We start from the raw sequence: 21,637 nt of genomic DNA on the forward strand, positions 1-21,637 counted from the left end.
CATTCGATGATTCGCTCCATGCGCTGGAAGGGTGCCGCGTTCACGGTGCCCTTCCAGCTCGGCTTCGTCTTCCTGTACCTCCTCCCGATCGGCTACGCCGTCTACGAGTCGCTGTTCACGGAGAAGCAGTCCGGACTCGGGCTCGGCGGCGCCACGACGGAGTTCGTCGGGCTCGACAACTACACGCAGGGCCTGACGGACTCGGCGTTCATGAACTCGATCCTGCGGGTGGTGCTCTTCGCCTGTGTGCAGATCCCGTTCATGCTGCTGACCAGCCTGCTGCTGGCGCTGTTCCTGGACGCGGTCACCTCCAGGGTGGCGAGCCGGTTCCGCATCCTGCTGCTGGTGCCGTACATGATCCCTGGCGTGGTCGCGGCGATCGTGTGGGTCAATCTCTACAGCCCGGACGTCGGCCCGCTCACCCCGATCGGCAAGGCCCTCGGGTTCGACTGGAACTTCTTCGCGCCGTCGATGGTGTGGCCGTCCATCGGCAACCTGCTGACCTGGCACGGCATCGGCTACAACATGGTGATCATCTACTCGGCGCTCCAGGGCGTGCCCCGCGAGCTGTTCGAGGCGGCCCGGCTCGACGGCGCCTCCGAGCTGCGGATCGCGCGCAGCATCAAGATCCCGTACGTGCGCGGGGCGCTGGTACTCACCGGTCTGCTGTCGATCATCCAGATGCTCCAGATCTTCAACGAGCCGGCGCTGTTCCGGAACATCACCCCGCAGACGGTCAGCGACAGCTTCACCCCGATCATGATCATCTACAACCAGGCGTTCAACGCGGGCAACTACAACTACGCGGCGGCCCTGTCCGTGCTGCTCGCCCTGATCCTGGGCGTGGCCTCCTTCCTCTTCTACCGGCTCACCTCGAAGGAGGCCGACTGATGGTGCTGACCGAGCACACCACCGAGCGGCCCCCCGTCCGCAGCGTCCGGCGCCTGACCCGCCCGGACGCGGCCTCCCGCGGGCGGGGCGGTCAGCGCTTCCTGCTGGTCGGGCTGATCCTGGCCAGCGTCTACAGCCTGTTCCCGGTGTGGTGGCTGATCGTCGCCGCGACCAAGGACCGCACGGCGCTGTACCAGAGCAACGGCCTGTGGTTCTCCGGCTGGCACCTGTGGGACAACCTGCAACAGGTGTTCACCTACCAGGACGGCATCTTCCTGCGGTGGACGGCCAACTCGTTCCTGTACGCCGGGGTCGGCTCGCTCGGCGGCACGCTGATCGCGCTCGCCACCGGTTACGGACTGGCCCGGTTCGACTTCCCCGGCCGCAACGCGATCTTCGCGTGTGTCGTGGGCTCGTTCCTGATCCCGATCGCCCTGCTGACGCTCCCGCTGTACCTGCTGTTCTCGGCGCTCGGCATGGTGGACACCCCGTGGGCGATGCTGATCCCGTGTCTGATCAACCCGTTCAGCGTGTACCTGGCCAAGGTGTACACCGAGGCGACGATCCCCTACGAGCTGCTGGAGGCGGCCCGGATCGACGGCGCCGGCGAGCTGCGGATCTTCTTCAGCATCGTGCTGCGGATGATGACGACGGGCGGCGCGACGGTGTTCCTGCTGGCGTTCGTGAACACCTGGAACGCCTTCTTCCTGCCGCTGACCGTGCTGCGCGGCAAGGAGAACTGGACGCTCAACCTGGGCCTGTACAACTGGACCGGCACCCGCCTGGAGTCGGGCATCGACCTCACGGGCCTGGTGCTGACGGGCGCGCTGCTGTCCATCGTGCCGATGGCGATCATGATGGTCGCGATGCGCCGCTACTGGCGGACGGGCGTGACGCTCGGCGCCCTCAAGTGATCGGCGTCCTCGAGATGTTCGGCCCCCTCAAGTGATCTCCCTCGCCTCTCCCTGACTCCCGGGGGCCGCAGGTGACCCTGACTCCCTGCGGCCCCCGGGTGCCCGTCCCTCCCGGAGCCCCCACGTGACCCTCCTGCACAACCCCGTCCTCCGCGGCTTCGCCCCCGACCCCTCCCTGATCCGGGTCGGCGACTGGTACTACGTGGCGACCAGCTCCTTCGAGTGGTTCCCGACGATCCCGGTCCACCGTTCCCGCGACCTGGCCCACTGGGAGTACGCGGGGCACGTCCGGGGCGCGGCCCCCGGCGGCTCGTTGGCCGGGGTGCCCGACTCCGGGGGCATCTGGGCGCCGTCGCTGAGCTGGGACGGGGAACGGTTCTGGGTGACGTACACCGTCGTGCGCTCGGTCGGCACGCCGTACTTCGACCTGGACACGTACGTCTCGACGGCCACCGAGGTGAGCGGCGCATGGAGCGCGCCGCGCCGGGTGGCGAGCCACGGCTTCGATCCGGCCCTGTTCCACGAGGACGGCAGGCTGTGGCTGCTGAACCTCCAGAACGACCACCGGCCGGGCGGCCGGAGGTTCGCCGGGATCGTCGTCACGGAGCTGGACCGGGAGACCCTGGCGCCCCTCGGGAGGACGCGTCTGCTGCTCCAGCACGACCGGCTGATCGAGGGACCGAAGCTGCTGCGGCACGCGGGCTGGTACTACCTGGTGCTCGCGGAGGGCGGCACGGGCTGGGAGCACGGGGTGCGGGTGGCCCGCAGCCGGGAGCTGACCGGGCCGTACGAACTCGACGAACGGCCCTTGCTGACCACCCGGGACGACCCGGGCGTGCCGTTGCAGAAGGCCGGGCACGGCGAGCTGGTCGAGACGCCGGACGGGCAGTGGCTGCTCGGCCATCTGACGGCCCGTCCGCTGCACACGCCGCAGGGCCGCCGCTGCCCGCTCGGCCGGGAGACCGCGATCCAGGCGGTGACCTGGGACGCGGAGGGCTGGCCCCGGCTGCGGCAGGGCGGTTGGCATCCGGCGGTGGAGGTCGACGTGCCGACGCGGCCGCACCCGCTGCCCCCTGCTGCCCCGCCCGAGGGTCTGTCCTGGCCGTGGAGCTCCCTGCGCGAGCCGCCGGACCCGTCCTGGGCCGACACGACGTCCCGGCCCGGCTGGATCCGGCTGCGCGGCCGGCACGGGCCGGAGTCCCGCTGGGCGAGCAGCCTGCTGGCCCAGCGCGTCACCGAGCACCGCGCCGAGGCCGAGGTCACCGTCGAGGCGCGGCCGGTCACCTTCACCCAGGCCGCCGGGCTGGTGCTCTGGTACAACCCCGAGGCGTATCTCAGCCTGGACCTGACCTGGGCGGAGCCCGAGGGCGAGCGGCAGTGCGGACAGCAGTGGCGGGGCACGTCCGGGACGGGGGGCCGTACGGTGCTCAGCCTCGTGGAGCGTGACGAGGGGGACACACGGCAGGTCGCCGTCGTGGACGTTCCGGTGGCGGCGGCCGTGACGCTGGGAGTGACGGTCGAGGGGGCCGAGGCACGCTTCTGGCATGTCCGGGACGGGGCGCGCACCTCGATCGGCCCGGCCCTGGACTTCAGCCGGCTGTCCGACGACCACGGGTCCCGGCTGCGCTTCACCGGTGCGATGGCGGGCATCCACGCCCGGGACCTCGTCGACGCGGCGTTCACGGCGGACTTCACGGGGTTCCGCCTGACCTGTTCCGGCTGACCTTCACACCCGACTGATCACGTTGTTCGGGGTTTCGAAAGTTTTGACCGGCGAGAACCGGTGAATTCACTTGTCTTCCCGCCGTCCTGCGCCCCACCTACAGTAGGAAGCGCTTTCTGCCCGGTCGGACTCCGGACCGCCGTGAGCAGCGCTGGTCGAAACTTTCCACGGCCCTCGGGCGGGCCGGAGAGGTGGGTTCCCGATGGTCCGTACGGCGAGTGCGAGTGCGACGGCCGGTCCGACGCTGGCGGTCGTGGCCCGCGAGGCGGGGGTGTCCGTGCCGACCGCGTCGAAGGTGGTCAACGGCCGGGAGGACGTGGCGCCCGAGACACGCCGCCGTGTCACCGAGGCGCTCGACCGGCTCGGCTATGTGCGCAGACCCCGGTTCGACGCGTCGAAGGCACCCCGGCTGGTCGACCTGGTCGTGCACTCGCTGGAGAGCTCCTGGTCGGGCGCGGTGCTGCACGGGGTGGAGGAGGCGGCGCACGACGCGGGCCTGGAGGTCGTGGTGTCGGCGGCCCTGACCCGGACCCGGGCCGGCCGGCCGGAGCGCGGCTGGCTGGACAAGCTGGTCGCCCGGGGCTCCTCCGGGGTCCTGTTCAACCTCGCCGAGCTGAGCGATTCCCAGTACGCCTGGCTGGAGCAGCACCGCATCCCGTTCGTGATGATCGACCCGGTCCAGGAACCGCCGGAGGGCGTGGCGTCGGTGGGCGCGGCGAACTGGCAGGGCGGTCTGACGGCCACGGAGCACCTGCTGTCCCTGGGCCACGAGCGCATCGCCGTCATCGCCGGTCACCGGCGCACGATGTGCAGCAGCGCCCGGGTCGCCGGTTACCGCTCGGCGCTCGCGTCGGCCGGGGTCCGGCACCGTGCCGAGTACGTCCGGCACGCGGGCTTCGACGAGGGCCTGGCCCGCCGCCGCATGCTGGAACTGCTCGACCTGCCCGAGCCGCCGACGGCCGTCTTCGTCTGCTCGGACCGGATGGCCCTGGGGGTGTACGAGGCCCTGGCCGAGCGGGGGTTGAGGGTCCCGGACGACGTCAGCGTGGTCGGCTTCGACGACCTGCCCGAGGCGCGCTGGGCCTCCCCCGCGCTGACCACGGTCCGCCAGCCGCTGTCGGAGATGGCGGCGACGGCCCTGCGGTCGCTGCTGCGCCTGATGGACGGCCACCACCCGGAGAGCACCCGGACGGAACTGTCGACGCGCCTGGTGGAACGGGCGAGCACCACCGCGCCGCGCTGCTAGGGGGTGCCCAGGGACGGAATGCCGTACAGGCGTGGGGAGTTGGGGATGAGTGCCAGGGTCGCCGCCGGTGTGCGGCGGCCGTACTCCGCGAAAGGACAGCCCGGTCATGACGCGCGACTCGCGCACGATCACCAACCCGGCCACCCTCCACGACCCCACGCCGTTCGGCTACAGCCACGCCGTCTCGGCACCGGGTGAAACCGTCTTCATCGGAGGCCAGTACGCCTCCGACTCCACCGGCGCCCCCGTGCCCGGCGACTTCGCCGCGCAGGTGGAACTGGCCTTCGACCGGCTGCGATCGGCGTTGGAGGGGGTCGGGCTCGGTTATGAACACGTCGTACGTCTCGGCACGTTCATCGTGGACCACGACCTCGGCAAGCTGGAGATCCTCGGCAAGGCGCTGCACGCGCGCTTCGGCGAGCGGCTCCCGGCGCAGACCTTGAGCGGGGTCGCCTCGCTGGCGCTGCCGGGAATGCTGTTCGAGGTCGACGCGGTGGCGGTACGCCCCGGCGCACCGTACGCCGAGTGACGGTCGCCCGATCGGTGGTCGCACACCCCTGACGCGCGCCGCGCGCCCGTCGCGGTGGGGAACTGGCCGGAACCGACCGGCGTCGAACGATGCGGCGGGGAGGGGCCGTTGTCCGGGGCGGGGCGGCGGCGGGCAGTTGGGGGACGACCATGACACGCTGGCGGCCGCTTCCGGACGCACTGCCGAGGGAGGCACGGCACCTGGTCGCGCAACTGCGGGGCCTGAAGGACCGCACGGGTCTGAGCCTGGCCGAGCTGGCGCGGCGGACGGCGTACAGCAAGTCGTCGTGGCAGCGGTATCTCAGCGGGGCCAAGCAGCCACCGAGAGGAGCGGTGCAGGCGCTGTGCCGGGTGGCGGGGGCGGACCAGGCGCGGCTGCTTGCGCTGTGGGATCTGGCGGACCAGACGTGGCCGCACGGCGTGGCGGTGCCGGTGGAACCGGCCGGGCAGGCGGTGGACACGGCGACGCCGCCGCCCGGCGCCGAGTACCGGCGGTGGCGGGCGGCGGCGTTGGTCTCCTTCGCGGTCATCGTGGTGCTGCTGGCCGGGCTGCTGTGGGTGCTGCCGGCGAGGAGCGGGTGAGGGCGCGGGTCCATCCGCTCCGGCTCCCGCTCCCCGGCGGCGGTGGTCTCAGCCGAGGGTGCGGTAGTGGGCGTTCTTCCAGGGCCCGACGTTCTTCAGCTTCACCTGGTACTTGCCGCTCACGCGCTTGAAGTTGACGTTCCGCGCGTCGCCCTTGTACTGGACGATGTTGCCCGGGAGGCTCTGCAGCCGGGTCTGGGCGAAGTCCCAGCTCTCGCTGACGACGACACCGTCGGTCTCCGGCAGGTTGTGCCGGCTCTGCCACCACTGCGTGGCCGACTCGGTCTCCGGCCCGAACGAGCCGTCGATCTGGCTCTTCTTGAAGGGCCGCCACTCCCCCTCGTCGTCCTCCCACAGGGCACCGTCCGCCCACAGGACGGCCTCCCACAGGGCGATGGCGTTGCCCCTGGAGTACGCCTCGACGCCGAGGTTCTCCTCGTCCTCCCAGTCGTTGCCGACGGCACCGCCGCCGTCGATTCCGAAGTAGGCGGGCGCGGCGTTGGCGGCCGGCGCCAGGGCGATTCCGGTGGCCCCGGCCCCCAGCAACACGGCCGTCACCATCGCCATGGCCCGATTGCGCATGCTCATGCGGTCTTCCTTTCCGAACCGCCGTCACCCGTGGGTTCCCCCTGGGGCGGCTCGTCTCATCCGGCACGGCACAGCCTCACGGGCCGGGGGCGGCCGGAGCGAGCTTTCCCGCCGTACGCGGACCGCCCAGGGACGGTTCACGGGCGGGGCGGCGGCGTCCCGGCGGAGGATGGGACGCGCGGGACCTGCATGGGCCGGGGCGGGACGCATCCACGCGACCGCGCCGACGAATTCCGCTTCGACGGCCGCCTGAGGAGGTGTCCGACGGCGGGCGGGCCGTGGTCAGCCTGCGAGGTACTCGAGGTCGAGGTGGTCGGAATGCCCGGCCCAGGAGAGGGAGAACTTCCAGCAGCCCGGCTTCGGCAAGTCGACGAGGGAAGGGCCGGGCCCTCCGGTGACCGAGCGGGTCACCACTTCGTTCGTGCCGGTGAGGCGGGCCTTGATGGTCAACCGGTCGTCAGGGCCCGCGTCGGCGGCCCCCTCAGTGTCCTTCGCCACCCAGAGGATCTTGTTCTCCCGGCCCTCGGCTGCCGGCGCGTGATACGGGTATCCGAAGAGGATCGCGGCGATTTCCCCCTTGTCGCCGATGATGTGGCGCTGTGACACGTCTCGCGGGAATCCCTTCCGCGCCCACGAGGGAAGGGAGCCCTGCGTCACGGCGGGGCGGCAACTCCCCGTCCCGTTCGCCTCGGTGCCGCTGCAACCACTTGCTGCGAGCACCGCGGCAGTCGCCAGAGCAATGAGCGCCCCGGGCACGGAGGGGCCGCCCGGGCGCCGCACGCTCGGTCGACGCAGGCGTACGGGCATCCCGGCTCCGATGCGTTGTGGCGACTCACCCGGCGAGGCCCGGCGGGTCGAGTTGAACCTTGAATGACAAGAGGGCACTGTTCCACGGGTTCCGAAGGCCGGGGAAGCTGCTATCCGGCCAGGCCGGATGTCTCATGAGCGTTCCATCAGCCGCTTGAGGGCCGTGAGGTCGGCGGTCACCGCACGTGCGTCGCGGTGGAAGTCCTCGTCGCTCATCCAGGGCTGCCGGCGCAGGGTGAACACCACCTCGCAGCCGGGGCCGTCCGCGAGCACCCGCATCGGGTTGTGGACGGTCTCCCCCGAGGGCAGTGTGACGTCGTGGTCGAGCACGCCGAAGTCGTTCCGGGGCGTGAAGTCCACCACGACCCGCCCCATGGGCGACTCCCCCACCCACCGGCCGTCCACCAGCTCGATGGAACGGGCCAGTCCGGGAGCCCAGCCGGGGACGTTGGCGGGGTCCGAGACGTAGTCGTAGACCTCCTGTGCGGGCCGGTCGATGGGGATGCCGAGGTGCCTGGATTGCCGTGTCGTGGTCGTCATGGCGGCGACGTTACGGGCCTGCCCGGGGGGGCGTCTTGAACGGATCGGACACGGATCGGGCACCGCGCCGACCGGTGTCCGATTCCTTCAAGACCGGGCGTCGCCGGCCTGCCTACGGTGATCCCATGACTGCACGATTCGATGCCATCGGCCTGGTCGTCTCCGACATGGCCGCCTCCGTCGCCTTCTACCGCCGGCTCGGGTTCGCCTTCCCCGAGGGCGCCGAGAGCCTGCCGCACGCCGAGGCCGGGCTGCCCGGCGGGTTGCGGCTGATGCTCGACACCGGGGAGACGGTCCGCTCCTTCCGGCCCGGGTGGCAGCCGCCGGCGGACGGCGGCCGGACCTCGCTGGCCCTGCGGTGCGACGGGCCGGAGGAGGTGGACGCGCTGTACGGGGAGCTGGTGGGCGCCGGGTGCCGGGGTGAGCTGAAGCCCTGGGACGCCTTCTGGGGGCAGCGGTACGCCGTGGTGCTCGACCCGGACGGCAACGGGGTGGACCTGTTCGCTCCGCTAGCCGCGGCGGGCGAGTAGCTCCCCCAGCGGCAGGCCCGCCAACTCCCTGACGTCCCTGGCGAGATGGGCCTGGTCGGCGTAACCGGCCCGGGCGGCCGTGTCCGCGAAGGGCACGCCGTGCCGGGCCAGCGCGAGGGCGCGGCGCAGCCGCAGGATCCGGGCCAGGGTCTTGGGGCCGTAGCCGAACGCGGTCAGCGAACGGCGGTGCAACTGGCGTGCCCCGAGGCCGAGTGCGTCGGCGGTCGCGGCGACCGGCCGGCCCGCGCCGAGGGCGGTCACGACCTGCCGCAGCAGCGGATCCGGCGGATCGGCACCGGCCGCCCGCCGCAGGGCGAGGTCCTCGAGTCCGCTCGCCGGGTCGGGGGCCGCGTTCACCCGTGCCGCCAGTCGCCGTACCTCCGAGGCCGGCCACAGATCCGCCAGCTCGACCCGGCGGTCGCGCAGCTCGTGCGCCGGTACGCCGAGCAGGGCCGGGGCCGTGCCCGGGTAGAAACGGATGCCGGCCCAGGTGCCGGTCTCGCCGCCGGTGAGGTACGCGTGCGTGTCGGGCCCGGCGACCAGCAGCCGCCCCTCGTGCCACAGCAGGTCCATGCACCCGTCGGGCAGCACGCGCCCCGCCCCGTCCCGCTCGGGGGCATTGCTCCACACGACCGCTCCCGTCAGCCGTGACGCCCGCTCCACGTACACGTGGGCCAGGCTACGCCGCGGGCCGCGCGGGTGCCGCGAGCGTCCCGGGCCGGGCCGACCCCACCGCCGCCGACCAGGGCGCCCGGCCAGGGCACCGCGGCTCCCGCCGCTACGCCGACCGCCCCCGGTACTCCACCGGGCTCACCCCGTACACCCGCTTGAACGCCGTCGACAGGGCGAACGCGCTGCCGTACCCCACCCGGCGGGCCACCGCGTCGAGTGTGTCCTCGGAGTCGCGCAGGCGGTCGGCGGCCAGGGCGAGGCGCCAGCCGGTGAGGTACGTCATCGGGGGCTCGCCGACCAGGGCGGTGAAGCGGCGGGCGAGTGCGGCACGGGACACCCCCGCCTTGGCGGCGAGCGCGGCGACGGTCCACGGGTGGGCGGGGTCGTCCTGGAGCAGGCGCAGGACACCGCCGACGACCGGGTCGGCCAGGGCCCGGTACCAGGCGGGGGCCTCCGCCTCGGGGCGGGCGAACCACGCGCGCAGCGCGGCGATGACCAGCAGGTCCAGCAGACGGTCCAGGACGACCTCCTGGCCCGGCTCGTCCCGCACGATCTCCTCGGCGACGTACGGGGTGAGCGGACAGTCCCACACGTCGGACGTGAGGGCGAGCAGCGGCGGCAGCGCGTCCAGCAGCCGGCCGCTGATCTCGCCCTGCATCGGGTACGTGCCGATCAGCATCACCGTGGCGCCGTCGAGCCGGTCGCCCCAGGTGCGCACGCCCAGGTCCATGGAGCCGTTCAGGGGGCGGCCGTCGGGGTGGCGGCACTCCTGGCCGGGAAGGATCAGCGCCTGCGGTGCCGTACCGGGGTCGTCCGCGCAGGTGTACGGGTCCGGGCCGCGGGCGATGGCGAGGTCCCCGGCCCGCAGCCGTGTCCGCTCGCCCCGGTCGGGCAGGACCCAGGCCTCGCCGCGCACGACGAGCATCACGGTGAGCGGCGCCCGGTCCTCCACGCGTACCGCCCACGGCGGGTCGAAGCACGCCCTGGTCATGAACGCGCCCCGGGCGCGGGGGCCCTCCAGCAGCCCTGCGAGGGGGTCCCCCGGCCTGAGCGTGTTCGAGCGTGGGGGCGCGTCCATGGGATCAGCGTAGACGCGGTCGTATGGGAATGAGCCGTTCAGCGATGGTTCCGCGCGGTGTACGGCAGTTGACTCGACGGCATGACGAACACGACACGGGACACGCAGGGCATGACGGTTGTGGTGACGGGCGCCTCGGGCCGTACGGGCAGCCGCGTGGCACGGGCGGCGAAGGCGGCCGGGCTCACGGTACGGGCGGCGTCGCGGGCGACCGGTTTCGACTGGTGGGACCGCTCGACCTGGGCGGACGCGCTGCGCGGCGCCGATGCGGCCTACCTCGCGTACCCCTCGGACGTCGGTGCGCCGGGCGCCGCCGAGGCGGTCGGGGACCTCGCGCGGGAGGCGGTCGGGCTCGGGGTACGGCGGCTGGTGCTGCTGTCCGGGCGCGGCGAGGATCAGGCCCTGCCCACCGAGGAGGCGCTGCACGCGTCGGGGGCGGAGTGGACGGTCCTGCGGGCCGCGTGGTTCGCGCAGAACTTCAGCGAGGGGCCGCTGGTGGCGGAGCTGCGGGAGCGCGGGGAGCTGGTGTTCCCGGCCGGTGAGGTGCGCGAGCCGTTCCTCGACGTGCGGGACATCGCGGACGTGACGGTGACCGCGCTGACCACCGGCGACCGGTACGCGGGCCGGACGGTGGCCCTCTCCGGGCCGCGCCTGCTCACCTTCGGCGAGGCGGTCGCGGAAATCGCCGAGTCGACGGGCCGCCCGCTCGGCTACCGGGCGGTGTCGACACAGGACTACGGCGAGACGCTTCTCGGCTTCGGCGTCCCGCCGCAGGAGGTCGCAGCCCTGACCGAGATATTCGACACCCTCCTCGACGGCCGCAACGCACACCTGTCGGACGGCGTGCGGGAGGTCCTGGGCCGCGCGCCCGGGGACTTCTCGGACTTCGTGCGGGAGGAGACGGCGGCGGGAACGTGGCGGGCGTGACGACGACGGGCCGCCGCCGGGCCGGACCCGGGAGACGAGTGACGCTGCGTCGCCTGCCGGCGAGCACGCGGGGCCCCGGAACACGAGCCGACGGCGACCCGAGTGAGGCGACGTCGGCGGGCCGCCGCCGGCACCGGCCACGGCCAGGCCGGGCCCCGCGGAGCGAGTGACAGCCAGCGACAGGCGCACCGGCCATGGACACGCGGAGTCTCGGAGGCACGCCGGCGGTGGCCCGCCGGCCAGGGGTGAGTGACGGTGTGTCGCCCGCTGACATCCAGCGCCAGCCGCCGGCGAACCGGACACCGGAAGGCGCGTCGAGGGCCGACCGCCCCCAGGGCGGGCGGGGCGCGTCGTGGGCAGGTCGCCGCCCGGACCGGCCGCGGCGGCGATGCGGCGCGACCGCAGTTCCGGCGGGCCCGCCGGAGCGCGTGCCCGTTGCGGCCCCAGCGGCCGCGGGAACACGCAGGCCCGTCACTTGTCGGCGGGCGGTGGTGGTTCGCCGTTGGAGTGGGCAGGGCCCTTCGTGTGGGTGCTCTTCACATGGGTCCGCAGGCGGGCCGTGACGTCCTCCGGGGGCAGGAAGCGGGACCAGCGTTCCGGGAACTCGGAGGGCATGTCGGGGTCGGACTCGCCCGCGGCGGCGGCGCGGGCCACGTACTCGGCGACCTGCGCCTGCCGCAGGCGTTCGTTGGCCTCGCGGGCGGCAGCCGTCGCGGCGGCCGGCCAGACCCGGTCGATGGCGGCGTTGACCGCGGCCCCGACGAGCACGGCGAACGCGGACACACCGATCCACAGCAGCACGGCGACCGGCGCGGCCAGGGAGCCGTAGATCGTCGGGCCCTCGACCGTGCTGGTCAGGTAGATCCGCAGCAGGAAGCTGCCGAGGACCCACATGCCGAGGGCGACGAGCGCGCCGGGCACGTCCTCGATCCACGGGGAGCGGACGGGGACGGACACGTGGTAGAGCGTGGTCAGGAAGGCGATGGACAGGAGGATGACGACCGGCCAGTACAGGACCTGGACGACCGTCGTCGACCACGGCACGATCCGCACCACCGCGTCCGGCCCGGCCACCATCAGCGGCAGCGCGATCGAGCCGATCAGCAGGGCGACGATGAACAGCGCGAAGGCCATCAGGCGGGTCTTCACGATGCCCCGGACGCCGTCGAGGCCGTACATGACGGTGATGGTGTCTATGAAGACGTTCACCGCGCGGGAGCCGGACCACAGGGCGAACAGGAAACCGATGGAGATGACGTCGGGCCGGCCGCCCTTCATCACGTCGTGCAGGATCGGCTCGGCGATCTGCCGCACGCCCCGGTCGGACAACACCGTGCGGGCGGCCTCCAGGAGGTTGGCCTGGAGGCTCTCGATCGTGTCGGCGCCGGTCCAGGCGTCGACGTAGCCGAGCAGTCCGATCATGCTCAGCAGCAGCGGCGGAACCGACAGCAGCGTGAAGAACGCGGCCTCCGCCGCCAGGCCCAGGATGCGGTACTCGATGCAGGAGTTGACGGTGTCCTTGAGCAACAGCCAGGCGGTCCTGCGCTTGGAGACGTTCCGGTAGAGAGCACGCGCCCGGTGGAGGCGCCCGGAGGGTGTGTCGGGGGTTTCACTTGCTGGCTGCACCCCCTAACGGTATCCGTCGCGCCTGACCGTACTCACCCTCAGGCCGGTCCGGGGCATCCGGCCCTCGCCCCTTGGTGACCAAGGTGCCACCGCGGGGTACTTTCGCAGCATGGCTGGCAGCACCCACTCCGTGAACAACCAGGTCCCGCCGCTGGTCGGGTACGACGTCTTCTCGGCCGACCGGGCCCTCACGGCGGCGGTCGAACGGCATCTGGATCCCGGCCTGCGCGACGAGGTGCTCGGCGAGCTGTCGGCGCTCGGGCGGACCTCCGGCTCCGCCCAGGTGCAGGAGTGGGGGGCGCAGGCAAACGAGAACCCGCCCCGGCTGCGCACCCACGACCGGTACGGCCACCGGATCGACGAGGTCGAGTTCCATCCGTCCTGGCACCGGCTGCTCGGCAAGGGCGTCTCGGCCGGTCTGACCGCGGCCTGGGACCGGCCGGCCGGGCATCTGCGGCGGGCCGCCGCCTTCCTGGTGTGGACGCAGGTCGAGGCCGGCAACGGCTGCCCGCTGTCGATGACGCACGCGGCGGTGCCCGCCCTGCGCACCGACCCGGACCTGGCCGCCGAGTGGGAACCGCGGCTGACGTCCATGGTCTACGACCGTGAGCTCAGGCCCGCGCACCTCAAGGCCGGGGCGCTGTTCGGGATGGGCATGACGGAGAAGCAGGGCGGCAGCGACGTACGGGCGGGCACGACGTCCGCGCGGCCGCTCGCCGAGGACGGGACGTACGAACTGACCGGGCACAAGTGGTTCTGCTCCGCGCCGATGTCCGACGGTTTCCTGGTGCTGGCGCAGGCGCCGGGCGGGCTCACCTGCTTCCTGGTGCCGCGGGTGCTGGCGGACGGCACGCGCAACGTGTTCCTGCTGCAGCGGCTCAAGGACAAGCTCGGCAACCGGTCGAACGCCTCGGCCGAGGTCGAGTTCGACGGGACCTGGGCGCGCCGGGTCGGCGAGGAGGGGCGCGGGGTGCGCACCATCATCGAGATGGTGGCGGCGACCCGGCTCGACTGTGTGCTGGGCTCGGCGGGGCTGATGCGGCAGGCCGTGGCGCAGGCGGTGCACCACTGCACGCACCGGGAGGCGTTCGGCGGGAAGCTCGTCGACAAGCCGCTGATGCGCAATGTCCTCGCCGACCTCGCCATCGAGTCGGAGGCGGCGACGACGCTGGCGCTGCGGCTCGCGGCGGCCTGTGACGACGGCGGCGAGCAGGAGCGGGCGCTGCTGCGGATCGCGGTGCCGGCGGCCAAGTACTGGGTGACCAAGCGGTGCCCGCCGGTGGCGGTGGAGGCGGCCGAGTGCCTGGGCGGCAACGGCTACGTCGAGGAGTCCGGGCTGCCCCGGCTGGTGCGCGAGTCGCCGCTCAACTCGATCTGGGAGGGTGCGGGCAACGTCCAGGCCCTCGACGTGCTGCGGGCGTTGCAGCGGGAGCCCGGTGCGCTGGACGCGTATCTGCGGGAGGTCGGGCAGGCGCGCGGCGCCGATCACCGGCTCGACGGGGCCATCAAGAACCTGCTGACCGAACTCGCCGATCTGCAGGGCGTGGAGGGGCGGGCGCGGCGGCTGGCGGAGCGGCTGGCGCTGGTGCTCCAGGGGTCGCTGCTGGTCCGTTTCGCGCCACCGCAGGTCGCCGACGCGTTCTGCGCGGCGCGGCTGGGCGGCGACGGGGGCGCGGCGTTCGGGACGCTCCCGCACACGCTCGATCTGGCGTCGGTGGTGGAGCGGGCCCGGCCGGTGGCCTGATCCGGGCAGCCGAAGCGGGGGTGGTGCTGCGCCGACACGGCACCACCCCCGCCGCACTGGCCCGTTCGAGCCACTGAACGCCGCTCGGGACGGCGCCGCTCAAGTTTCAGACACGGCCGGGCGGTCCACCAGGGTTGCAAGGGGTTGCAACTTGCTGCTGACTGTCTGCGGACTGTGCGCGCCCCTGTGGGGCAGGCGGCACTATGAGACGGTCAGTCGGAAAGGGCTTCACGCCCGGGCCCGCAGCCCTTGTTCCTGGAGGACCAGTGGCGCACTCACCGATGAACGTCACGCAGCTCGCCGCCGCGGACACCACGCGTGCGGCCCGGGTGCTCAGCGAGGTCCGCTCCGCCCGGCTGTCCGGGCAGCCCGCCCCCGTGTCACCGCGCCGGGTGATCGAGCAGTCCTGGGAGCGCATGCTGCGCAGCGGTGTCGATCCTGACCACGACTTCCGGGCGGATCTGCTGTCCCGCGAGGAGGTGCAGCGGCGGCGCGAGACGTCGGTACTGCGCCATGTGCTGCCGGTGCTGCGGGAGGGGCTGCTCGGGTTCGCGGACGTCGCCCACCACATCATGGTGGTCGCCGACGAGGAGGGCCGGGTGCTGTGGCGGGAGGGCAGCGCGCCGGTGCTGCGCAAGGCCGACGGGCTCGGTTTCGAACTCGGCGCGGACTGGCGTGAGGACGTCGTCGGCACGAACGGTCTGGGCACCCCGGCGGTGGTGCGCCGGCCCGTGCAGGTCTTCGCCTCCGAGCACTTCGTGCGCTCCCAGGCCGGCTGGACCTGTGCCGGCGCTCCGCTGACGGATCCGCGGGACGGCCGGCTGCTCGGCGTGGTGGACGTGAGCGGTCCGCTGGAGACGATGCATCCGGCCACGCTCGCCTGGGTGGACTCGGTCGCGAAACTCGCCGAGGCCCGGCTGCGGGAGAGGCACCAGGAGTCGCTGGAGCGGCTGCGCGCGGTGGCGGCGCCGGTGCTGGCCCGGCTCGACGGGCGTGCCCTGGTCGTCGACCGGGACGGCTGGACCGCCGCGGTCAGCGGGACGCCGTACACGCGGCGCGTGGCCCTGCCCAAGTCCCTGTCGCCGGGCCCGAGGTGGGTGCCGGCGCTCGGGCTGTGTTCCGTGGAGCCGCTGGCCGGGGGCTGGCTGCTGCGGGCGGCCGCCGACGAGCCGGTGCCGCGCGGGGCGACCAGGATCGTGCTGGACCTCAGGCAGGCCCGCAGATGGACGGTGGCGGTCTCCGGCGGCGCGGGCTCCTGGACCCGCGAACTGAGCCCCCGGCACGCCGAGTTGCTGTACCTCCTCGCCGTCCACCGCACCGGCCGCAGCGCCTCGGACCTGGCCGGCGACGTGTTCGGTGACCCGGCCCGCACGGTGACGGTACGCGCCGAGATGTCGCGAGTGCGGCGCTACCTCGGCGCGTTCCTGGAACACCGGCCCTACCGCTTCGCCGAGGACGCCGAGGTCGAGGTGGTCCTCCCGGACGACCCGAACGACCTGCTGCCGCACTCGACGGCACCGGCGGTGGGGAGGCTGCGCAGCTCCGCACCGGCCCCCTGAGGTTCACGGGACGTGCCGTCCGTCGGCCCCCACGGGTGCATCTTGCGCATATTTGCAAGGTCTTCGCCCCCCGCCCCGCCCACCTGCCGTAGCATCCTCCACGGGCCACCCCACCTGCTCCTCCGTCAACGTACGGACCGCAAGGCGCAGTTGGCCCGCCTCGGGAGGACGTTATGAAGCATCGTGGCAGACACCGGCGGCGCAGGCGGGGCAGGGCGCTGCGTGGCGTCCTGGCCGGGACGGCTCTCGCGCTCACCGCCGCCGCCACTCTGATCAGCGCCTCGCAGGCCACGGTCGCCGACGCGCCCGGGGCCCTGAAGCCGATCGGCGTGTCCGCCGGGGCCGGGCGGCTGGAGCTGGCCGAGCACCGGGTGCCCGGGCCGTGGCTCGACCGGCTGACCTCGGAGATGGGCCGGCCCGTCGGTGCCGGCACGGTGCTGGACAGCGCCGACCGCACGCTGCGGAACGCGGCCGGCTGCCCGACCGCCGAGAAGCACACCCTGCCGGTCGAGCCGGCGGCCACGCGCGCGTACTGCTTCGGCGGCGCCGACACCCGGGGCTGGCGGCCCGGCGCGGTCACCACCTCGGGCGACGCGGACGACGACGGCCGCTGGGGCGGGAACCGCGTGATCCTTTCCGGCTGGACCCGCGGCGGCGCCGGGGGCGGCTCCATGGACGGCCCCGCCCCCGAGCAGGGCCTGGCCAAGGTCGCCTTCGTCGACGCGAACGATCCCGACCGGCTCCGCTACACCTGGGCCCTGCTGGCCGTCCCGGTGGACGGCGGGCGGGACTACCGGGGGCTGGTCTCCCCGCTGTCCGGCATGGTCTGGTACCAGGACAAGCTGCTGGTGACGACCCGCGAGGGCGACCGGGACGCGCTGTACGTCTACGACATGGACCGCATCCAGCGCGCCACGGTCGACTCGGACGCGGTCGGCCGGGTGCGGGGCGGCTGGTCGGCGTACGGCTACCGGTTCGTACTGCCCGCGGTCGCCTCGTACGCCCTGCCCGGCGGGGACGACGTGCCGCACCCGGCCGCCGTCTCCCTCGACCGCAGCACCTCCCCCGACAGTCTGGTGGCGAGCGAGTGGGTGCCCGCGGACGGCGACCGCCGCACCCGGCTGTGGCGTTACGCGCTGAGCCGGGACCCTGCCCGGTCCGGCCTGCTCGCCACGGACTCCTCGGAGCACGCGGACCCGGTCGAGGCGTACGAGACGAAGACGGCCGACGTGCGGGGCGTGCTGTCGTACCGCTCGGGCTGGTACCTCGACCGCGCGGCGGGCACGCCCGGGGGGCACGGGACGCTGTGGCGCCAGGACACGAAGGGCGCGCGGGCGGCGGAGTGCGCGACGGACGAGACGCGCCACTGCTGGAGCGGCCTGTCGGGTTCCCTGTCCTACTGGGAGGAGACGGGTGAGCTCTGGTCCCAGTCGGGGCGGATGCTGTTCGCGCTGCCGCTGGCGTCGGTGGACAGGGCGCTGGGCCGACCGGCAGACCGGTAGGCCACGATCGACAGACCAGTGGGTCAGATGGTTTTCTGGCCCGCATGACCACCATCACCGTGACCACCTGGTCTCTGGAGCAGACCGCCCCGACCGACCTGCTGCCGGCCGCCGCGCCGGACGGGGACGTCCGGATCGTCCGCTCCGAGGTGCCCTCGCCCGAGTTCAGCCGGTACCTGTACGTCTCGGTCGGCGGCGACGTCCGCTGGACGGACCAGCTGGGCTGGTCGTACGCGCGGTGGCTGGAGCACCTGGAGCGCCCCGGGGTGGAGACGTGGGTGGCGTACGACCGTGGCACGCCCGCGGGGTACGTGGAGCTGGAGGCGCAGGACGACGCGGTCGTGGAGATCCTCCACTTCGGACTGCTCCCCGCTTTCCGCGGCCGGCGCATCGGCGGGCACCTGCTGTCGTACGGCACGGCCCGTGCCTGGGACCTCGCGGACCGCTGGGCGGGACTGACGCCGACGAAGCGGGTCTGGCTGCACACGTGCAGCAAGGACGGCGAGCACGCGATGGCCAACTACCAGCGCCGCGGGTTCAAGCTGTTCGACACCAAGGTCGAGGAGGAACCGGACGTCACCGCTCCGGGGCCGTGGCCTGGGGCGTTCCCCGTCTGACCTGGTCGGACACCCCGGGACGGCCCGGTGTGACCAAGGACACTCACGTCTTGGATACCGAGACATGAGTGTCCGAATCTTGGACGAAGCTGGACTGTGTCCAGATCGCCGTGACACGCTTCCGTCATGCCTGGAACTGGGATTGCCTTGGTGAGTCGACGCCACGTCGACCTCGGCCGCATGTCCAGCGCCATCTGTCCGGCGCGCTGAGAGTACTCACGCAGCGCCCGACATCTCCCTTTCTCGTCTCCTCCCCGCGCAATGACGCGCCCCTATGCCCATGCGCCCGCATGCGCAGGTCAGAGCCGCTTTCCCGCCTGTCCCGAAGGACGTATCAACCATGGCCGCCACCCCGCAGAAGCCTGCCGCCGCGACTCCCCGCCGCAAGGTGAGCCGTCACCGCGGTGAGGGTCAGTGGGCCGCGGGGCACCACACCCCGCTCAACGGCAACGAGCAGTTCAAGAAGGACGACGACGGTCTCAATGTGCGGACACGCATTGAGACGATCTACTCCAAGCGGGGCTTCGACTCGATCGACCCGAACGACCTGCGCGGCCGGATGCGCTGGTGGGGCCTGTACACCCAGCGCCGTCCCGGGATCGACGGCGGCAAAACGGCGGTCCTGGAGCCGGAGGAGCTGGACGACGAGTACTTCATGCTGCGCGTCCGCATCGACGGCGGTGCGCTGACCACCCGGCAGCTCCGGGTCATCGGCGAGATCTCGCAGGAGTTCGCGCGCGGCACGGCCGACATCACCGACCGGCAGAACGTGCAGTACCACTGGATCCGGATCGAGGACGTGCCCGAGATCTGGAACCGGCTGGAGGGCGTCGGCCTGTCCACGGTCACCGCCTGCGGCGACACCCCGCGCGTGATGATCGGCTCGCCCGTCGCCGGGATCGCGGCGGACGAGATCATCGACGCCACGCCGGCGCTGGAGGAGATGAAGCGCCGCGTCCTGAACAACAAGGCGTACTCGAACCTCCCGCGGAAGTTCAAGACCGCGATCTCGGGCTCGCCGCTGCTGGACGTGGTGCACGAGATCAACGACGTCGCGTTCGTCGGCGTCGTCCACCCCGAGCACGGCCCGGGCTTCGACGTGTGGGTCGGCGGCGGCCTGTCCACCAACCCCAAGCTGGGCGTGCGGCTGGGCACCTGGGTGCCGATCGACGAGGTCCCGGACGTCTACGAGGGCGTCATCTCGATCTTCCGTGACTACGGCTACCGCCGGCTGCGCAACCGGGCCCGGCTGAAGTTCCTCGTCGCCGACTGGGGCGCGGAGAAGTTCCGGCAGGTCCTGGAGGACGAGTACCTCAAGCGCAAGCTGGTCGACGGCCCGGCTCCCGAGCAGCCGGTCCAGCAGTGGCGCGACCACATCGGCGTGCACCGGCAGAAGGACGGCCGCTTCTACGTCGGCTTCGCCCCGCGCGTGGGACGCGTCGACGGCGCGACGCTCACGAAGATCGCCGACCTCGCGGAGGCCCACGGCTCGGGCCGGGTGCGCACCACCGTCGAGCAGAAGATGATCGTCCTCGATGTCGAGGAGGACAAGGTCGAGTCGCTCGTCGAGGACCTGGAGGCACTCGACCTGACCGCCCGGCCGTCCTCGTTCCGGCGCGGCACCATGGCCTGCACCGGCATCGAGTTCTGCAAGCTCGCCATCGTCGAGACCAAGCAGCGCGGCTCGCAGCTCATCGACGAGCTGGAGCGCCGTCTGCCGGACTTCGACGAGCCGATCACCATCAACCTCAACGGCTGCCCGAACGCCTGCGCCCGTATCCAGGTGGCGGACATCGGTCTCAAGGGCCAGCTGGTCGTCAACGACCAGGGCGAGCAGGTGGAGGGCTACCAGGTGCACCTGGGCGGCGCGCTCGGCCTGGAGGCGGGCTTCGGCCGCAAGGTGCGCGGTCTGAAGGTCACCTCCGACGAACTGCCCGACTACGTCGAGCGCGTCCTGAAGCGGTTCCAGGCGGAGCGCGAGGACGGCGAGCGGTTCGCCACCTGGGCGGCCCGGGCCAGCGAGGAGGCCCTTTCATGAGCGAACGAGCGGCCCCCTTCTACTGCCCCTACTGCGGTGACGAGGACCTGCGTCCGAGCGAGGCGGGACACGGCGCGTGGGAATGCGCGGCGTGCAGCCGAGCCTTTCAGCTGAAGTTCCTCGGGCTGCTGGCCCAGGGGCTGAAGCGATCCGACACCGGAGGGGCACAGATATGACCACGGTTCAGGAACGACGCACCTCCGAGGACCTCAAGGCACTCGCCGAGCAGGCGGGCCGCGACCTCGAGGACGCCTCCGCGCTGGAGATCCTCCAGTGGGCGGCCGAGACGTTCGGCAAGCGCTTCTGCGTGACCTCCTCGATGGAGGACGCGGTCGTCGCCCACCTCGCCTCCCGGGCGATGCCCGGCGTCGACGTCGTCTTCCTCGACACCGGCTACCACTTCGAGGAGACCATCGGCACCCGTGACGCGGTCGACGCCGTGATGGACGTCAACGTCATCACGCTCACGCCCCGCCAGACGGTCGCCGAGCAGGACGCGGAGTACGGCCCCAGGCTGCACGACCGCAACCCCGACCTGTGCTGCGCGCTGCGCAAGGTCCGGCCGCTGGAGGAGGGCCTGAAGAACTACCAGGCCTGGGCGACCGGGCTGCGCCGCGACGAGTCCCCGACCCGGGCCGGCACCCCGGTCGTCGGCTGGGACGAGAAGCGCCAGAAGGTCAAGATCTCCCCGATCGCCCGCTGGACCCAGGACGACGTGGACGCCTACGTCACCGAACACGGCGTCCTGACGAACCCGCTGCTGATGGACGGCTACGCCTCCGTCGGCTGCGCCCCCTGCACCCGCAGGGTCCTTGAGGGCGAGGACGCGCGCGCCGGCCGCTGGGCGGGCCGCAGCAAGACCGAGTGCGGGCTGCACGGATGACCGCGCCTCGGACACAGACTCCTCAGAAGACTCAGACGATTCAGGAGACCGACGTGACGACCGGAGCCACCGTCTGGCTCACGGGTCTGCCGAGTGCCGGCAAGACCACCATCGCCTACGAGCTGGCCGGCCGGCTCCGCGCCGAGGGCCACCGCGTCGAGGTGCTCGACGGCGACGAGATCCGCGAGTTCATCTCGGCGGGCCTCGGCTTCAGCCGCGAGGACCGGCACACCAACGTGCAGCGCATCGGCTTCGTCGCCGAACTGCTCGCCCGCAACGGCGTGCTCGCCCTCGTCCCGGTCATCGCGCCGTACCAGGACAGCCGCGAGGCGGTGCGCAAGCGGCACCAGACGAACGGCACCGCGTACGTGGAGATCCACGTGGCGACTCCGGTGGAGGTGTGCAGCGAGCGGGACGTGAAGGGTCTGTACGCCAAGCAGGCCGCGGGTGAGCTGAAGGGCCTGACCGGGGTCGACGACCCGTACGAGGCGCCCGAGTCGCCCGATCTGCGCATCGAGTCGCAGAACCAGACCGTGCAGGAGTCCGCTGCGTCCGTGTACGCCCTGCTCAGCGAAAGGGGACTGGCATGACGACCGCCGCCACGGTTTCCGAGGAGACCGACAGCCCGTACGCCCTCTCCCA

The 21,637-nt window shown here is 72.5% G+C and carries 23 protein-coding genes; 17 read left to right on the forward strand and 6 right to left on the reverse strand.

The genetic code is table 11. The annotated features are described in order from the left end of the window. The first annotated feature begins 6 nt into the window (after positions 1–6). The 6 genes from GTY47_RS39875 to GTY47_RS39900 all read left to right on the forward strand — a co-directional run bounded on the left by GTY47_RS39875 (position 7) and on the right by GTY47_RS39900 (position 5,884). Complete coding sequence (locus GTY47_RS39875; protein WP_029181363.1) at positions 7–891, forward strand: sugar ABC transporter permease; 885 nt, start codon at positions 7–9, stop codon at positions 889–891. Beyond that, positions 891–1,805, forward strand: a complete 915-nt coding sequence (locus GTY47_RS39880; protein WP_010042541.1) for a carbohydrate ABC transporter permease — start codon at positions 891–893, stop codon at positions 1,803–1,805. Before GTY47_RS39875 ends, GTY47_RS39880 begins: the two co-directional genes overlap by 1 nt. A gap of 124 nt (positions 1,806–1,929) precedes the next feature. After that, entirely contained in the window at positions 1,930–3,528 is a 1,599-nt protein-coding gene (locus tag GTY47_RS39885) for a glycoside hydrolase family 43 protein (protein WP_010042547.1), read from the forward strand. Positions 3,529–3,730: 202 nt separating this feature from the next. After that, positions 3,731–4,774: a substrate-binding domain-containing protein gene (locus GTY47_RS39890; RefSeq protein WP_010042550.1), complete on the forward strand. Its 1,044-nt coding sequence runs from the start codon at positions 3,731–3,733 to the stop codon at positions 4,772–4,774. A gap of 106 nt (positions 4,775–4,880) precedes the next feature. Continuing rightward, the gene (locus GTY47_RS39895; RefSeq protein WP_010042552.1) at positions 4,881–5,303 is read left to right on the forward strand and encodes a RidA family protein; all 423 of its coding nucleotides are present in this window, start codon (positions 4,881–4,883) and stop codon (positions 5,301–5,303) included. 149 nt (positions 5,304–5,452) lie between these two features. Continuing rightward, the gene (locus GTY47_RS39900; RefSeq protein ID WP_010042554.1) at positions 5,453–5,884 is read left to right on the forward strand and encodes a helix-turn-helix transcriptional regulator; all 432 of its coding nucleotides are present in this window, start codon (positions 5,453–5,455) and stop codon (positions 5,882–5,884) included. A 48-nt stretch (positions 5,885–5,932) separates the two neighbouring features. Here the strand turns inward: GTY47_RS39900 and GTY47_RS39905 are convergent, their stop codons facing one another. The 3 genes from GTY47_RS39905 to GTY47_RS39915 all read right to left on the reverse strand — a co-directional run bounded on the left by GTY47_RS39905 (position 5,933) and on the right by GTY47_RS39915 (position 7,819). Beyond that, a complete protein-coding gene (locus tag GTY47_RS39905) occupies positions 5,933–6,472 on the reverse strand; it encodes a peptidoglycan-binding protein (protein WP_010042556.1) in 540 nt (179 codons plus the stop codon). Between the two features lie 282 nt (positions 6,473–6,754). Further along, positions 6,755–7,078 (reverse strand): hypothetical protein, encoded by a 324-nt coding sequence (locus GTY47_RS39910; protein ID WP_010042559.1) that lies wholly within the window; start codon positions 7,076–7,078, stop codon positions 6,755–6,757. 333 nt (positions 7,079–7,411) lie between these two features. Continuing rightward, complete coding sequence (locus GTY47_RS39915) at positions 7,412–7,819, reverse strand: SRPBCC family protein (protein WP_010042562.1); 408 nt, start codon at positions 7,817–7,819, stop codon at positions 7,412–7,414. 125 nt (positions 7,820–7,944) lie between these two features. Here GTY47_RS39915 and GTY47_RS39920 point away from each other — a divergent pair, with 125 nt between their 5' ends. Further along, the gene (locus GTY47_RS39920; RefSeq protein ID WP_010042564.1) at positions 7,945–8,349 is read left to right on the forward strand and encodes a VOC family protein; all 405 of its coding nucleotides are present in this window, start codon (positions 7,945–7,947) and stop codon (positions 8,347–8,349) included. Here the strand turns inward: GTY47_RS39920 and GTY47_RS39925 are convergent. Both GTY47_RS39925 and GTY47_RS39930 read right to left on the reverse strand, forming a co-directional pair. Beyond that, positions 8,329–9,018, reverse strand: a complete 690-nt coding sequence (locus GTY47_RS39925) for a helix-turn-helix domain-containing protein (protein ID WP_010042565.1) — start codon at positions 9,016–9,018, stop codon at positions 8,329–8,331. The genes GTY47_RS39920 and GTY47_RS39925 overlap by 21 nt on opposite strands. Positions 9,019–9,127: 109 nt before the next feature. Continuing rightward, complete coding sequence (locus GTY47_RS39930) at positions 9,128–10,099, reverse strand: AraC family transcriptional regulator (protein WP_078602879.1); 972 nt, start codon at positions 10,097–10,099, stop codon at positions 9,128–9,130. Between the two features lie 81 nt (positions 10,100–10,180). Here GTY47_RS39930 and GTY47_RS39935 point away from each other — a divergent pair, with 81 nt between their 5' ends. After that, the gene (locus tag GTY47_RS39935; RefSeq protein ID WP_010042567.1) at positions 10,181–11,026 is read left to right on the forward strand and encodes an NmrA family transcriptional regulator; all 846 of its coding nucleotides are present in this window, start codon (positions 10,181–10,183) and stop codon (positions 11,024–11,026) included. 471 nt (positions 11,027–11,497) lie between these two features. Here GTY47_RS39935 and GTY47_RS39940 read toward each other — a convergent pair whose 3' ends face one another. Then, complete coding sequence (locus tag GTY47_RS39940) at positions 11,498–12,652, reverse strand: YihY/virulence factor BrkB family protein (protein WP_029181365.1); 1,155 nt, start codon at positions 12,650–12,652, stop codon at positions 11,498–11,500. 109 nt (positions 12,653–12,761) lie between these two features. Here GTY47_RS39940 and GTY47_RS39945 point away from each other — a divergent pair, with 109 nt between their 5' ends. The 9 genes from GTY47_RS39945 (at position 12,762) to cysC (ending at position 21,585) form a co-directional block, all read left to right on the forward strand. Next, on the forward strand, positions 12,762–14,396 hold the full coding sequence (locus tag GTY47_RS39945) for an acyl-CoA dehydrogenase family protein (RefSeq protein ID WP_029181366.1): 1,635 nt from the start codon (positions 12,762–12,764) through the stop codon (positions 14,394–14,396). Positions 14,397–14,662: 266 nt separating this feature from the next. Continuing rightward, positions 14,663–15,955: a GAF domain-containing protein gene (locus GTY47_RS39950; RefSeq protein WP_231911108.1), complete on the forward strand. Its 1,293-nt coding sequence runs from the start codon at positions 14,663–14,665 to the stop codon at positions 15,953–15,955. A 173-nt stretch (positions 15,956–16,128) separates the two neighbouring features. Continuing rightward, on the forward strand, positions 16,129–17,457 hold the full coding sequence (locus GTY47_RS39955; RefSeq protein WP_010042578.1) for a hypothetical protein: 1,329 nt from the start codon (positions 16,129–16,131) through the stop codon (positions 17,455–17,457). A 44-nt stretch (positions 17,458–17,501) separates the two neighbouring features. After that, on the forward strand, positions 17,502–18,074 hold the full coding sequence (locus GTY47_RS39960) for a GNAT family N-acetyltransferase (RefSeq protein WP_010042579.1): 573 nt from the start codon (positions 17,502–17,504) through the stop codon (positions 18,072–18,074). Positions 18,075–18,200: 126 nt separating this feature from the next. Then, complete coding sequence (locus GTY47_RS42010; protein ID WP_310887545.1) at positions 18,201–18,284, forward strand: putative leader peptide; 84 nt, start codon at positions 18,201–18,203, stop codon at positions 18,282–18,284. A gap of 130 nt (positions 18,285–18,414) precedes the next feature. Next, on the forward strand, positions 18,415–20,112 hold the full coding sequence (locus GTY47_RS39965; protein WP_010042580.1) for a nitrite/sulfite reductase: 1,698 nt from the start codon (positions 18,415–18,417) through the stop codon (positions 20,110–20,112). Next, positions 20,109–20,288 (forward strand): hypothetical protein, encoded by a 180-nt coding sequence (locus GTY47_RS39970; protein WP_010042581.1) that lies wholly within the window; start codon positions 20,109–20,111, stop codon positions 20,286–20,288. Before GTY47_RS39965 ends, GTY47_RS39970 begins: the two co-directional genes overlap by 4 nt. Beyond that, entirely contained in the window at positions 20,285–20,995 is a 711-nt protein-coding gene (locus GTY47_RS39975) for a phosphoadenylyl-sulfate reductase (protein ID WP_010042582.1), read from the forward strand. The genes GTY47_RS39970 and GTY47_RS39975 overlap by 4 nt, the downstream gene beginning before the upstream one ends. Then, the gene (gene cysC / locus GTY47_RS39980; RefSeq protein WP_078602880.1) at positions 20,992–21,585 is read left to right on the forward strand and encodes an adenylyl-sulfate kinase; all 594 of its coding nucleotides are present in this window, start codon (positions 20,992–20,994) and stop codon (positions 21,583–21,585) included. The genes GTY47_RS39975 and cysC overlap by 4 nt, the downstream gene beginning before the upstream one ends. Positions 21,586–21,637 lie beyond the last annotated feature (52 nt).

Origin of the sequence: Streptomyces sp. SID5464, from assembly GCF_009862985.1 — a bacterium.
In the GTDB taxonomy this organism is placed as follows: domain Bacteria; phylum Actinomycetota; class Actinomycetes; order Streptomycetales; family Streptomycetaceae; genus Streptomyces; species Streptomyces chartreusis_D.